Source organism: Mesorhizobium sp. M0437 (assembly GCF_040321335.1).
In the GTDB taxonomy this organism is placed as follows: Bacteria; Pseudomonadota; Alphaproteobacteria; order Rhizobiales; family Rhizobiaceae; genus Mesorhizobium.
This window is the reverse complement of record NZ_JAMYRK010000043.1, coordinates 1-12,396: the sequence shown is the minus strand read 5'-3', so window position 1 is coordinate 12,396 and position 12,396 is coordinate 1. Positions and strand designations below refer to the sequence as shown.

The window sequence follows — 12,396 nt, the reverse complement described above, 5'->3', positions numbered from 1 at the left end:
AGTCTCTACCGTGTCAGGACGACGCCGGCGTCGGGGCGGAAAGAAACCCAGGCGCGGTCGTTCCAGGTCAATGGGTCCTCGGTGAGACGTGCCGCGTTCATGGTGCTCGCCCGCACCACCTGACCGTCGTTCAGCCTGACGTGATAGACGGTCATGTCGCCGAGATAGGCTATGTCGTAGACCTCGCCCTCGATGGCGTTGACGGCACCGGCCGGTTTTATGGAGGACACCTTGATCTTCTCCGGCCTGATGGCGAAGGTGACGGATGTTCCGGCGGCGGCACTGCCGGCGTTTTCGGTCCGGATGGTGATGCCGTTGCCGGCATCGATGCTCGCGCTGCCGGCCTCGCCAGCCGCGATCTTGCCGTCGAACATATTCACATTGCCGACGAAGCCGGCGACGAAGCGGGAACCCGGCGCTTCGTAGACCTCGGCCGGCGTCGCCACCTGCATCACCTCGCCCTTGTCGATGATGGCGATGCGGTCGGCCATCGTCATCGCCTCTTCCTGATCATGGGTGACGACGACGAAGGTGAGGCCGAGGTTCTGCTGCAGGTCCATCAGCTCGAACTGGGTCTCCTCGCGCAGCTTCTTGTCCAGCGCGCCAAGCGGCTCGTCGAGCAGCAGGACTTTCGGCCGCTTTGCCACCGAGCGCGCGAGTGCGACGCGCTGGCGCTGGCCGCCCGACAATTGGTGCGGTTTGCGCTTGGCGAACTGCTCGAGCTTGACCAGCTTCAGCATCTCGGCGACGCGCTTGTCGATGTCGGCCTTGGCCATGCCTTCCTGCTTGAGGCCGAAGGCAATGTTGTTCTCGACCGTCATGTGCGGAAACAAGGCGTAGGACTGGAACATCATGTTGACCGGCCGCCGGTAGGGCGGAATGCCGCGCAGATCCTGGCCGTCGAGCAGGATGCGGCCGGCGGTCGGCTCCTCGAAGCCCGCAAGCATCCTGAGCAGTGTCGATTTCCCGCAGCCTGAGGCCCCCAGCAAGGCAAAGAATTCGCGTTCGAAAATGGTCAGCGACAGGTTGTTGACCGCTGTGAACTCACCGAATTTCTTGGTGACGTTGTCGAACTGGATGTATGGCTTGGCGTTCGGATCGTTCCATGGCGCAAAATCCCTGCGGATGCTGCCAAGCGATTTCATGTCCCACTCCGTCCTGCTGCTTGCCCCATGAGAAAGCGGCTCCGGCAACGGCTGCCGGAGCCTGGTCAGATTGCTATTGGCCGGTGACGATCTTGGTCCAGGTGCGGGTGATGATGCGCTGGGTCTTGGGATCGTAAGGCGATACGGTGTAGAGCTTCTGCAAGGTGGCTGCATCCGGATAGATCGCCGGATCTTCCAGGATCGCCTTGTCGATGAACTGCTGCGAAGCCTTGTTGCCGTTGGCATAGAGCACATAGTTCGACGATTTGGCGATCACTTCGGGCTTCATCATGTAGTTCAGGAACTCATGCGCTTCGGCGACATGCGCTGCACCGGCCGGGATCGCCATCTGGTCGAACCACATCTGGGCACCTTCCTTCGGCACGGAGTAGCCGATCTCGACACCCTGCTTGGCTTCGTCCGCGCGGTTGCGGGCCTGGAAGACGTCACCCGACCAGCCGACCGCCAGGCAGATGTCGCCATTGGCCAGGGCGTTGATGTATTCGGAGGAGTGGAACTTGCGGATATAGGGCCGGACCTTCAGCAAGGTTTCTTCGGCCTTGGCAATCTCATCGGGCGACGTGCTGTTCGGATCGAGGCCCAGATATTTCAGTGCCGCCGGTATGATGTCGGCCGGCGAATCCAGTACATAGACGCCGCAGTCCTTCAATTTGGCCAGGCTTTCGGGATTGAAGAACACGTCCCAGCTGTCGATCTTGTCGGTGCCGAGCGCTGCCTGCACCTTCTTGATGTTGTAGCCGATGCCGACCGTACCCCACATGTAGTTGATCGAATATTCGTTGCCGGGATCATATTTGGCGGTCCGTTCCATGACCGTGTCCCACATATTTGAAATGTTCGGCAGTTTCGACTTGTCGAGCTTCTGGAACACACCCGCCTGGATCTGGCGTGCAAGGAAATTGCCGCTGGGCACGACGACATCGTAGCCGCTGCCGCCGGCGAGCAGTTTCGTTTCCAGGATCTCGTTGGAATCGAAAGTGTCGTAGACGACCTTGATGCCGGTTTCCTTGGTGAAGTCGTCGATGATCGAACTGTCGATATAGTCCGACCAGTTGAAGACGTTGACGACGCGATCCTCGGCATGCGCGCCAAAGGTAAAAACTGCCAGAAACGCCGAAGTCGCCGAAAGCCAGAGCGCTTTGCGGGTCATGCTATTCTCCTTTGATGAGTGTTCCGTCGCCAGCTCGTCGCGGCGTCCGCGCGGCTGGGCATTTGCTTCAAGGTATTGGGCTTGCAGGCAGGCGACAAGCGCGAATTGCCGGCGCCATTATGGTTCGGCGGCGAGCCGACAGCGAAGACCTGGCGTGGCGTTGGTGGTGTTCCGACGCCGTCGGAAGCTTTCGCTACGGCGCGGGCAGGGAGACGACGATATTGTCCGGCCTCAATGCGGCCGGCATGGAGACTTGGCAAGATACGCCTGTCTTGTTGTTGCCGTGATCGCAGCCTGCCCGCGCGGCTGCGACGTTGTCAATGGTTCATCTCGCTTTGACGCGCGCACTGCATCAATTAGGTGACGGCACACCGATGACGCCCGCTCGCGCGGGCCGCGTCTGGCGCTTGAACTCGAGCCCGATATGGACGAGGAGCGCGGTGACGACGACGGCACCGCCGACGATGGTACGCGCCGACGGCACCTCGGAATGAATGAGCCAGACCCAGATCGGGCCAAGGATCGGTTCGAACGTGCCGAGCAGCGCCGCCACAGCGGCCGGAACAAGCCGGGCACCGGTGGCGAAGAAGGCGAGACCGAGTCCCAGATTGATCACGCCAAAGGCAAAGAGGAAGCCCATATCGTGGCTGGAGACGCCCAGCGCCGACGCCTGCGATGCCGCAAAGGCGGCCGCCAGCATCGTGCCGAGGCAGGTCGCCGGCGTCATGCGCACATGGGCAAAGCGGCGCGTGATGACGGTGGCGATCGAGAACATGACAGCGATGAGCAGCGCCAGCCCGTCGCCGATTGGCGACACCGCGCCATCGAGCGATTCCGACACCATGATGGCGACGCCGACAATAACGGCGGCGATCGCCACCCAGGTCGCCACCGCCACCCGTTCGCGAAACAGCGCCCAGGCAAACAGCGCCGCCAGAAGCGGCACGCCGGCCTGCATCAACAGGATGTTGGCGACGGTGGTATAGGCAAGCGCCACGACGAAAGAGGTCGACGCCGTGGCGAAGCAGAACGCCACCGCAAGGCCGGCCAGGCCCATGCCGCGAAACAGCTTCAGCGTGCCACGCCAGCCATCGCGCCAGACCATGAAGCAGAGCAGGAAGGCGGCGGCCCAGACCGAGCGCCAGAACACCACCGTCCAGCTGTCGGCGTTGTCGATGAAGCGCGCAATGCTGCCGCCGAAGCTCCACATCAACGCCGACAGGAATACCAGCAGGAAGCCGACGCGTTCGCCTTGCGGCGACACGATCGGCGAAGCGGCAACCGGAGATGATGCGGTATCGGTCATGGGTATGACTGTCGGCGAATTCGGAGCAGCACGATGTGCAATGGACGACAGAGACGTGCCTCATTCGCGTAACGCAAAGCAGAAGGCCGGGCGTGATCCAGTTCGATGTTCCGTTTGGCGCACTGATGAGGGCGCATCGCCCTCGCCCGGCGATGATCCGAGGCGACCGGTCGACGATGGCTTTACGACGTGCCCCTATTGCCGCGGATAAAGCGCCAGAGACCGGCCAGCGGAACCAGCAGGAGCAGGCCAAACTTTTTCAGCGCGATCAGCGCCACGACCAGAAAACCTGCTTTCGCCGCCAGCTTGCCGGCAATCAGGCCACCGACGCCAATCGCCGCAACAGTATCGACGCCCGGCACGAAATCAGCGTATGTCTTGCCGGTATTGAAGTCCGCGAGGCCAAGCACTTCATCCAGGCTTTGCCTTATCTCCGGCAATTGTTCCACCGTCGCGATATAGCTCATCACGAAGACGCCCTCCCTGCCAAGGAAACGGACGTCGTAGTTGAGCGTATGGGCGGCATCGTTGCCAAATTGCAGCTCCTTGGCCCAGTGCAGGCGCTTGTGGGCCGCGTCATAAACCGGCGGCGACGCCCAGCCGATCAGCGTAATGGGCGCATAGCCATCCTTTACCCTCTGATCGTTGCCGGACAGAGTGTCTGACTGCATGTTGCGCAGCAGTTCATTGTAATCGATGGACGCGGCGTCGCTGTCGTCGACGTAACCGATCTTTTCCCAGCGCAGCTCTATCCCCCAATTGTTGTCGGCAATGGGATCATGGGAGACTGGAAAGATCATGCCGAGGGCATCGGAACCAGAGTCGGGCGGATTGCCCCAGGCTTCGGTGAGGACGGAGAGCGTGTCCTTCTTGTCCAGAAAATAGAACTTGTCCTTGAGGTCGAGATGGATGCCTTCGGCAAGATTTATCGCGCCGGTCTTCGGATCGATCTTGTCCAGGAACGCCTTGCCGGCATCATTATACTGTTGATAGGACTTGAAGAAATCCGAGGACTTTTCAGCCAATGCGGGATCGGCGGAAAACGCGAGCGCCAAGCCAAGCCAAAAAACTGTCCTGCCCATCATTGATCCCCCGACCGTTGCGCAGTTCTTTTTTTTGATACCGTACCGTCAATGCTGAATCAATATTCGGCTGAATCAATATTTTGGCCGAACCAATATTTTGGCCGGCAACCGCGAACCAGCTTACTGGTTGCCGCCGCAGGAACAGATGAGGTCCTTTGGTCGAAGATTCAGCCGCAATATTGCTGGAGCCGAATCACTGGAAATCGAACGCCGACAGTCCCGTGACCATCTCGTCGAGGCCGAGCGGACGTGTAACGGGTGGCTCGGCGCGGGCGAGGCAGCCGATGCGTTCGCACAGCCGGCAGGCAGGGCCGACCGGCGTAGCCAGCGCAGCGGCGCTCTGTCCGGTCTTGCCGATGGCGGCCGGCCCCGGCAATGCCGCTCCATAGACGACCTCGTCGCGAAAACCGATGTCGCAGCCGAGCAACAGCGCCGTGCGCCGCGGGCGCTCGGCAAACGAGCCCTGCGGCCCCTCGAGCGTGCGGGCAATGCAGAGAAACGCTGCGCCATCTGGCATTTCCACTGCCTCGACCAGGATCTGGCCGGGCTGAGCGAAGGCGGCATGGACCGGCAGCTTCGGACAGCCGCCGCCGAAGCGGCTTTGCGGAAAGCCGTGGCTGCCCGCCTTGCGGAAGCGATTGCCGGCATTGTCGACCTCGAGCATGAAGAACGGCACAGCCAGCGCACCCGGCCGCTGCAGGGTGGTCAGCCGGTTGGCCGCCTGCTCGAACGAAACGCCGAAGCGCGACCGCAACATGTCGATGTCATAGCGGGCGCGGACCGCCGCCGCGTGAAAAGGCTGATAGGGCATCATCAGCGCGTGCGCGGCATAGCGGCCGAGCTCGAAACGCGCCAGCCGGCGGGCTTCGTCGGTGGTCAGCTTCAGCACCTGGATCTCGGCGGCGACAGCGACGCTCATGCGGATCAGGCAGGCCTCCATCGCCACCTCGCGCAGTTGATCGAATGGCGACAGCCGCTCGGACAGGAACAGGCGCTGCGAGTGACGGTCATAGCGACGCCGCCAGTTGGGCATGGTGGCGACCGGCAGTACCTTGACGACGATGCCGAATTCACGCCGCAGCCAAGCCTTCAACGCACTGAACAGATCGTCGCCGGGATCGAGCACCGACGTGAATGCCTCGGCTTCCTCTTCGAGCGCGGCAAAATGGTTCGGCCGGCGTTCGAAAATCTCATGCACCTCGTCGATCGGCAGCCTGGCACCGGAGAGGGCGGTGGCCTTGCCCTCACGCGCGAGCAGCTCGTTGATATCCGACAATCGCTCGGCCTGCTCGCGATAGGCGCGAAACAGCTTTATGACGGCAGCGGAGGCGTTGGGCGCCGCCTCGGCAAGCTCGATGAGTTCCTGGTCGCCCGGCAGTTCGCGGGCCAGCAACGGATCTGAAAACACTTCCTTCAAGTCGGCAACCGACCCCCTCGCCTCGCCTTGCAATTCGTGCGGGTTGACCTTGTAGACAGTTGCCAGTCTCAGGATCAGTTGCACCGTCAGCGGCCGCTGGTTGCGCTCGATGAGATTGAGATAGGACGGCGAGATGCCGAGCCCTTCGGCCATCGCCGTCTGGGTCAGCCCCTTGGCGTTGCGGATGCGACGAATGCGCGGCCCGGCAAAGATTTTGTGATCGGCCAATCGAGTTTCCTTGACAGAAATTTACATCCGCCGATGGCATGGCTGTCTTTACAATCATGACAGATTTACAGCTCTCATCAGTCAAACACAACACAGGTTTTCCCTTATTTTATGACTGATCAGGAGGTTTACCTCGCTTGCATCGTGCCGGCATGTAAATGATGTCACACATGGCGCACGCATTTTTCCTCTGCGACGCCTTCCGAAAACCGGCATCAAAACCGCCTGGAGTGATCAATGACCGACTTTTACAACCTCGTCCCGTCGGCACCGCAAGGCCGCTTTGATGGCATCGAAAGGCCCTATTCGCCGGACGACGTGAAGCGGCTGCGCGGCTCGGTGCAGATCCGGCAGAGCCTCGCCGAAATGGGGGCAAACCGGCTGTGGCAGCTCATCCATGAAGAAGATTTCGTCAACGCGCTGGGTGCCATGTCGGGCAACCAGGCGATGCAGCAGGTGCGGGCGGGGCTGAAAGCGATCTATCTGTCGGGATGGCAGGTCGCCGCAGATGCCAACACCGCTTCCGCCATGTACCCGGACCAGTCGCTCTATCCCGCCAATGCCGCGCCCGAGCTGGTCAAGCGCATCAACCGCACCTTACAGCGCGCCTACCAGATCGAGACTTCGGAAGGCCTGGGGCTGTCGGGCCCCGGCGGGTGCGCGCCGCGCCCCGCCGCCGCGGACGCCGGCGGCGCCGGGCCGCTCAACGCCTTCGAGATCATGAAGGCGTTCATCGAGGCGGGTGCGGCCGGTGTCCATTACGAGGACCAGCTGGCTTCGGAGAAGAAATGCGGCCATCTCGGCGGCAAGGTACTGATCCCGACCGCCGCACACATCCGCAACCTCAACGCGGCGCGGCTTGCCGCCGACGTCATGGGCACGCCGACGCTGGTCGTGGCGCGCACCGACGCTGAAGCGGCACAGCTCTTGACCTCCGATATCGATGAGCGCGACCAGCCCTTCGTCGATTATGGCGCCGGCCGCACGGCGGAGGGCTTCTACCATGTCAGCAACGGCATCGAGCCCTGCATCGCCCGCGCCGTCGCCTATGCGCCCTATGCGGACCTGATCTGGTGCGAGACTTCCAGGCCCGATCTGGCGCAGGCCAGGACGTTTGCCGAAGGCGTGCGCAAGCACCATCCGGGCAAGCTGCTTGCCTATAATTGCTCGCCGTCTTTCAACTGGAAGAAGAATCTCGATGACGCGACGATTGCGAAATTCCAGAAGGAACTCGGCGCCATGGGTTACAAGTTCCAGTTCATTACGCTGGCCGGTTTCCACCAGCTCAATTTCGGCATGTTCGAGCTCGCCCGCGGCTACAAGGAGCGACAGATGGCAGCCTATTCGGAACTGCAGGAGGCGGAATTCGCCGCGGAAGCCAATGGCTACACCGCCACCAAGCACCAGCGCGAGGTCGGCACCGGCTATTTCGACGCCGTCTCGATGGCGATCACCGGTGGCCAGTCTTCGACCACGGCCATGCATGGATCGACCGAGCACGCCCAATTCAGGCCGGCGGCGGAATAGCGGAACAGCAGACAAACAGAGGGAACGCCCAAGCGGGCATGGCAACACAACAGGCATGGCAACACAGGGAGAAGACCAATGGCATCGATAAGCCGCGTCAAGGAACGGGCCGAAGAGCAGGCCACCAGCATGAATGTCGACCAGCAGGCGACCATCCGCATGCTGGCGAACGATCTGCACAGGCTCAATCAGTCGGTGATGAAGGCGGTCGAGGCCGGCGTCTCGGTCGAGCTGGTGCGCTCGGCACGGCACCATGGCGGCGACGGCAACTGGGGCGATCTGCTGATCCCGGTTATCGTCACACAGCGGAGCCACGACTAATGAATTCTACCGCACCGCGCCTTTTTTGAACGCGGGCTATCGCACCTCGCAGGCAGCGGCCCTGCCTAATCCGGCAGAGCCGCTAGTGCAACGATTTCAATGACAAGATCAGGCTGCGCAAGTGCTGCAACGCCGATAACTTCCGAGGGCGGCGGGTTGTTGTAGCTGCAGTGCTTCGGGCAGTGCTCGGCAAAGAATTCGTCCAAGACGTCCAGGCGAAAATTGGGAGAGCTCAGAACGCCGCCATCGGGAAATGGCCCCTTAACAAAGAAGGTCAGCCTGATGAGATGCTCGAGCGCAGTGCCAAGCTCTTCCAGATCTGATTTGATGTTGGTGAGAACTGTGCGCCACTGTGCCGCTGCACCGCCAATGGCGCCGCCGCCGCTTTTGCCGATCGGATCGTAGTCCTCGGCGGTCGCGGTGTTTCCGGAAAGGTAGACAAACCCCTTTGCGCCGGTAACGGCCGTACCCTTTCCCCATGGCATCAACCGGCCATTTTTGAATTTCTTGTGAGTCACGAGTTCCATCGTCATCTCCCGTCGGTCAAAGAGACGTGCTTAGCCAACGAGGAAGGGTAGTCCGGCGAGGCGATACGACAAGCTCGCGACAGGCCTGACTCGCCTTCGTCCAACCTTACGTCAACCCGGCTACGGCTGCGAGTTGGTGCGTTCGCGCTGCAAGCCAAACTTAGCTGAGCCTGCCCGGTTGTGGTGGCAACTTCTTCTTCGGGCGGCGGCAAAGAAAAGCACTTAATTTTAATTTTAATGTTTCTTGAGATATTCTCCTGATACGCCATTTGAGCTTGACATGAGCAGTTATCTCACGCCAATTACCTCTCGAGTTTCAACCCTGCATTGAAACATTGAACAACGGCCTGCCCCGCCATGTGCCCAGCGAATCGCGATATCGAGACTGCAAAACAGCTGCCTTTCGTCAGCCGGGACATGGAGACGCGGATGCTCCCGGATTTCTCGCGGGTGCTGGTGGTCGGAAAATCACCGATCAACCGCGTCGTGGTTTCAAAAATCGTGGAGCGGTCCGGCCTCAAACCGATCTCGGAAACTCCCGAAACCGCGGCAAAGGCCTTGCACGCGCTGATTCCCGGGACTGTCGTTCTCGACGGCGGTGCGGAGAATGGGGACTGCGACGCCTTGCTGTCGGGTATCGATGCACTGCGAAGGGCGTCAGGCAGATCGCTTCCGTCGGTGATCCTGCTTTCAGTCAAGACCGGCACGCCGGAGAGCCTGGGCCTGTCCAGCGTCATCGACGCAGTGGTCGTCAAGCCGATCACCACCGAACGGCTGCAGCCGGTGATCGACCGGCTGATCGCAATTAGCCGCAATTGACGCCTACCGTGATGCCTCGGCTGCAGACCTGATCAATCAATCTCGCCGATACGCTCGATCAAGCCCGGCAGTTCACCGAGATTGGCTATCTGGCGAAAGCGTGGTGCCGAGACCGGCGGCTCGACATGTTCCAGCACCCAGGTCAGCTCATGCGGAACGTGGATGCCCCAACTGCCGGCTTCGATGGCCGGCACGACGTCCGATTTGAGCGAGTTGCCGACCATCATGCCCTTTTCCGGGCCGTCGCCGTGGCGGCTGAAGATGCGGCTATAGGTGGCCGCGCTCTTGTCGCTGACGATCTCGACGGCATCAAACAGCTCGCCCAGGCCGGATTGCGCGAGCTTGCGTTCCTGGTCGAACAGGTCGCCCTTGGTGATCAGCACCAGGCGGTAAGCGCCGGCCAGCTTTTCCACGGTCTCGCGCGCATGGGGAAGCGGCTCGATCGGATGGCTGAGCATCTCGCGGCCCGCGGCGAGAATTTCAGCAATGGTTGAGGCAGGCACCTGGCCTTCGGTGACCTCGATCGCCGTCTCGATCATCGACAGCGTAAATCCCTTGATGCCGAAGCCGTAGACCGCGAGGTTGCGCTTCTCGGCCTCCAGCAATCTTGCCGAAATCCGATCCTCCTCGGCGTGGTCGGCGAGCAGCGCGGCGAGGCGCTGCTCGGTCATGCGGAAGAACTGTTCGTTCTGCCACAGCGTGTCGTCGGCATCGAAGCCGATCGTTGTCAGTTTGCGGCTGTGTTGCATTCGACGTCTTCAATTGCGGCGTTGCGGGACGCCGACCCTAGACCAGGATGTTTTTATCCGGAAGTCGTTGTGTTTCCCCGGCTAGTCGAGGCGGACGCCAGCCGGCTCCCCTTCCCTTTCGTCGCCGGCAACGGCTATACTCCACAATCTGCAACAAATCTGGTGATTGATGCCGCCTGCAAAAAAGGAAGTCCGTCCGTCGAGCCGCGGAGGACGCGCCCGCACGCCTGCCTTCGTGAAAAACCAACGTGGCGTCAAGAACTGGAAGGAAGTCAGCGCCTGGCTGGAATGGCGCGGCATAGAAGATATCGAATGCATCACACCCGACCAGGCCGGGGTTGCGCGCGGCAAGATGATGCCATCGAAGAAGTTCACCTCCAACACCTCGCTGGCGCTGCCTTCGGCGGTGTTCATGACAACGATTTCCGGCGGCTATCCGGAGGACGGCAACGGCTTCCACTATCCGGAGGACGACGGCGACCTCAAGCTGATGCCTGACCTCTCGACGCTGACGGTGGTGCCGTGGGAGGAGGACCCTACTGCGGCGGTTATCTGCGACCTCGTCCATCAGGACGGCCGCTCGGTCGAGTTCACGCCGCGCAACGTGCTGAAGCGCGTGCTTGCCGCCTATGACAAGCGTGGACTGAGGCCGGTCGTGGCACCCGAGATCGAGTTCTACCTGGTGCGCAAGAACCCCGATCCGGACTATCCGCTGACCCCGCCGGTAGGTCGATCGGGGCGGCCGATCGGCGGCGGCGCCGGCTATTCGATCGCCGGGGTTAACGAATTCGACGAATTGATCGACGACATCTACCATTTCTCCGAAAGCCAGGGCCTGGAGATCGACACGCTGATCCACGAGGAGGGCGCCGGCCAGCTCGAAATCAATCTGCGTCACGGCGATCCGATCGAGCTCGCCGACCAGGTGTTCATGTTCAAGCGAACCATCCGCGAGGCGGCGCTCAAGCACGAGATCTACGCCACGTTTATGGCCAAGCCGATCCAAGGGCAGCCCGGTTCGGCCATGCATATCCATCAGTCGATCATCGACAAGAAGACCGGCAAGAACGTTTTTTCGGCGGAGGACGGCTCGGAGACCGAGGCCTTCTTCCATTTCATCGGCGGCATGCAGAAACATGTGCCCAACGCGCTGGTAATGTTTGCGCCCTATGTCAATTCCTACCGGCGGCTGACGCAGTCGGCCTCGGCGCCGGTCAACAACAAATGGGGCTACGACAACCGCACCACGGCCTTCCGCGTGCCCCGCTCCGACCCGGCGGCGCGGCGCGTCGAAAACCGCATCCCCTCCTCCGACGCCAACCCCTATCTGGCGCTGGCGGCATCGCTTGCCTGCGGACTGATCGGCATGACCAACAAGATCAAGGCCGAGCCGCCGGTTCTGACGACCGCCAACGAGGACCAGATCGACCTGCCGCGCAGCCTGCTCGAAGCCGTCGACCTGTTCGAGGCAGACGAAGAACTCGGCGCACTGCTCGGCAAGTCATTTGCCGCCACGTATGCGGCGATCAAGCGAGCGGAATTCGAGACCTTCATGGAAGTGATCAGCCCGTGGGAGAGGGAGTATTTGCTGCTGAATGTGTAGTAGGGGAGTAGGGCAATATGGCAGTAGGGCAGTAGGGCAAGGATGACGGACAAGATCGCATCTTACAGGGATCTGATCGTTTGGCAGCAAGCCATGGACCTAACAGTTGCAATCTACCAGGTGACAACGACTTGGCCGAAAGACGAGATCTACGGGCTGACGGGTCAGGTGCGTCGGGCAGCAACGTCGGTGCCCGCCAACATCGCCGAGGGTTACGGCCGAGAAAGCCGAGCTTCCTACCAGCAGTTTCTCAGGATCGCCCAGGGATCACTCAAGGAACTGGAGACACACCTTTTAATCGCGCAAAGGGTTGGAATTACCTCTCGCGAGGCGGTCGAGTCACTGATGCCCCACAGCGAGAGCGTAGGAAAGCTCTTGCGGCTTCTGATCCGCAAGCTGTCGGCTGAATAGACACCTACTGCCCTACTGCCCTAGAGGCCGAGACCCAGAGACCACTACACCACTCAAGACTTCACCTAGACACAAGCTAACGAGCGT

The 12,396-nt window shown here is 61.2% G+C and carries 12 protein-coding genes; 5 read left to right on the top strand and 7 right to left on the bottom strand.

The window, feature by feature from the left end:
- Positions 1-5: 5 nt before the first annotated feature.
- From NKI72_RS23350 to NKI72_RS23330, 5 genes are all read right to left on the bottom strand, one after another.
- Positions 6-1,145, bottom strand: coding sequence for an ABC transporter ATP-binding protein (locus NKI72_RS23350; RefSeq protein WP_352850982.1), 1,140 nt, complete (start codon positions 1,143-1,145; stop codon positions 6-8).
- A gap of 73 nt (positions 1,146-1,218) precedes the next feature.
- A complete protein-coding gene (locus NKI72_RS23345; protein ID WP_352472707.1) occupies positions 1,219-2,316 on the bottom strand; it encodes a polyamine ABC transporter substrate-binding protein in 1,098 nt (365 codons plus the stop codon).
- 352 nt (positions 2,317-2,668) lie between these two features.
- A complete protein-coding gene (locus tag NKI72_RS23340; RefSeq protein WP_352680813.1) occupies positions 2,669-3,622 on the bottom strand; it encodes a DMT family transporter in 954 nt (317 codons plus the stop codon).
- Positions 3,623-3,804: 182 nt separating this feature from the next.
- On the bottom strand, positions 3,805-4,704 hold the full coding sequence (locus tag NKI72_RS23335; protein ID WP_352472709.1) for a DUF2167 domain-containing protein: 900 nt from the start codon (positions 4,702-4,704) through the stop codon (positions 3,805-3,807).
- Positions 4,705-4,900: 196 nt separating this feature from the next.
- Positions 4,901-6,352 (bottom strand): helix-turn-helix domain-containing protein, encoded by a 1,452-nt coding sequence (locus NKI72_RS23330; protein ID WP_352850980.1) that lies wholly within the window; start codon positions 6,350-6,352, stop codon positions 4,901-4,903.
- Between the two features lie 237 nt (positions 6,353-6,589).
- Between NKI72_RS23330 and aceA the strand changes: the two genes are divergently transcribed.
- The gene (aceA, locus tag NKI72_RS23325) at positions 6,590-7,879 is read left to right on the top strand and encodes an isocitrate lyase (RefSeq protein ID WP_352850979.1); all 1,290 of its coding nucleotides are present in this window, start codon (positions 6,590-6,592) and stop codon (positions 7,877-7,879) included.
- Between the two features lie 78 nt (positions 7,880-7,957).
- The gene (locus NKI72_RS23320) at positions 7,958-8,200 is read left to right on the top strand and encodes an SMc00767 family acetate metabolism repressor (protein WP_023719402.1); all 243 of its coding nucleotides are present in this window, start codon (positions 7,958-7,960) and stop codon (positions 8,198-8,200) included.
- Positions 8,201-8,265: 65 nt separating this feature from the next.
- Here the strand turns inward: NKI72_RS23320 and NKI72_RS23315 are convergent, their stop codons facing one another.
- On the bottom strand, positions 8,266-8,733 hold the full coding sequence (locus NKI72_RS23315) for a RidA family protein (RefSeq protein ID WP_352850978.1): 468 nt from the start codon (positions 8,731-8,733) through the stop codon (positions 8,266-8,268).
- A 423-nt stretch (positions 8,734-9,156) separates the two neighbouring features.
- Here NKI72_RS23315 and NKI72_RS23310 point away from each other — a divergent pair, with 423 nt between their 5' ends.
- Positions 9,157-9,546 (top strand): ANTAR domain-containing protein, encoded by a 390-nt coding sequence (locus tag NKI72_RS23310; protein WP_245274728.1) that lies wholly within the window; start codon positions 9,157-9,159, stop codon positions 9,544-9,546.
- A gap of 32 nt (positions 9,547-9,578) precedes the next feature.
- Here NKI72_RS23310 and NKI72_RS23305 read toward each other — a convergent pair whose 3' ends face one another.
- A complete protein-coding gene (locus NKI72_RS23305) occupies positions 9,579-10,295 on the bottom strand; it encodes an HAD family hydrolase (RefSeq protein ID WP_352850976.1) in 717 nt (238 codons plus the stop codon).
- A gap of 169 nt (positions 10,296-10,464) precedes the next feature.
- On the opposite strand from NKI72_RS23305, the gene NKI72_RS23300 reads away from it, so the two are divergent.
- Positions 10,465-11,898: a glutamine synthetase family protein gene (locus NKI72_RS23300; protein ID WP_352457076.1), complete on the top strand. Its 1,434-nt coding sequence runs from the start codon at positions 10,465-10,467 to the stop codon at positions 11,896-11,898.
- Positions 11,899-11,940: 42 nt separating this feature from the next.
- Positions 11,941-12,309, top strand: a complete 369-nt coding sequence (locus NKI72_RS23295) for a four helix bundle protein (RefSeq protein ID WP_352850974.1) — start codon at positions 11,941-11,943, stop codon at positions 12,307-12,309.
- Positions 12,310-12,396 lie beyond the last annotated feature (87 nt).

Bases quoted from the DNA above. Each gene is read 5' to 3' on its own strand.
- NKI72_RS23350 (WP_352850982.1), bottom strand. From the start codon at position 1,145: ATGAAATCGCTTGGCAGCATCCGCAGGGATTTTGCGCCATGGAACGAT.
- NKI72_RS23345 (WP_352472707.1), bottom strand. From the start codon at position 2,316: ATGACCCGCAAAGCGCTCTGGCTTTCGGCGACTTCGGCGTTTCTGGCA.
- NKI72_RS23340 (WP_352680813.1), bottom strand. From the start codon at position 3,622: ATGACCGATACCGCATCATCTCCGGTTGCCGCTTCGCCGATCGTGTCG.
- NKI72_RS23335 (WP_352472709.1), bottom strand. From the start codon at position 4,704: ATGGGCAGGACAGTTTTTTGGCTTGGCTTGGCGCTCGCGTTTTCCGCC.
- aceA (WP_352850979.1), top strand. From the start codon at position 6,590: ATGACCGACTTTTACAACCTCGTCCCGTCGGCACCGCAAGGCCGCTTT.
- NKI72_RS23320 (WP_023719402.1), top strand. From the start codon at position 7,958: ATGGCATCGATAAGCCGCGTCAAGGAACGGGCCGAAGAGCAGGCCACC.
- NKI72_RS23315 (WP_352850978.1), bottom strand. From the start codon at position 8,733: ATGACGATGGAACTCGTGACTCACAAGAAATTCAAAAATGGCCGGTTG.
- NKI72_RS23310 (WP_245274728.1), top strand. From the start codon at position 9,157: ATGCTCCCGGATTTCTCGCGGGTGCTGGTGGTCGGAAAATCACCGATC.
- NKI72_RS23305 (WP_352850976.1), bottom strand. From the start codon at position 10,295: ATGCAACACAGCCGCAAACTGACAACGATCGGCTTCGATGCCGACGAC.
- NKI72_RS23300 (WP_352457076.1), top strand. From the start codon at position 10,465: ATGCCGCCTGCAAAAAAGGAAGTCCGTCCGTCGAGCCGCGGAGGACGC.
- NKI72_RS23295 (WP_352850974.1), top strand. From the start codon at position 11,941: ATGACGGACAAGATCGCATCTTACAGGGATCTGATCGTTTGGCAGCAA.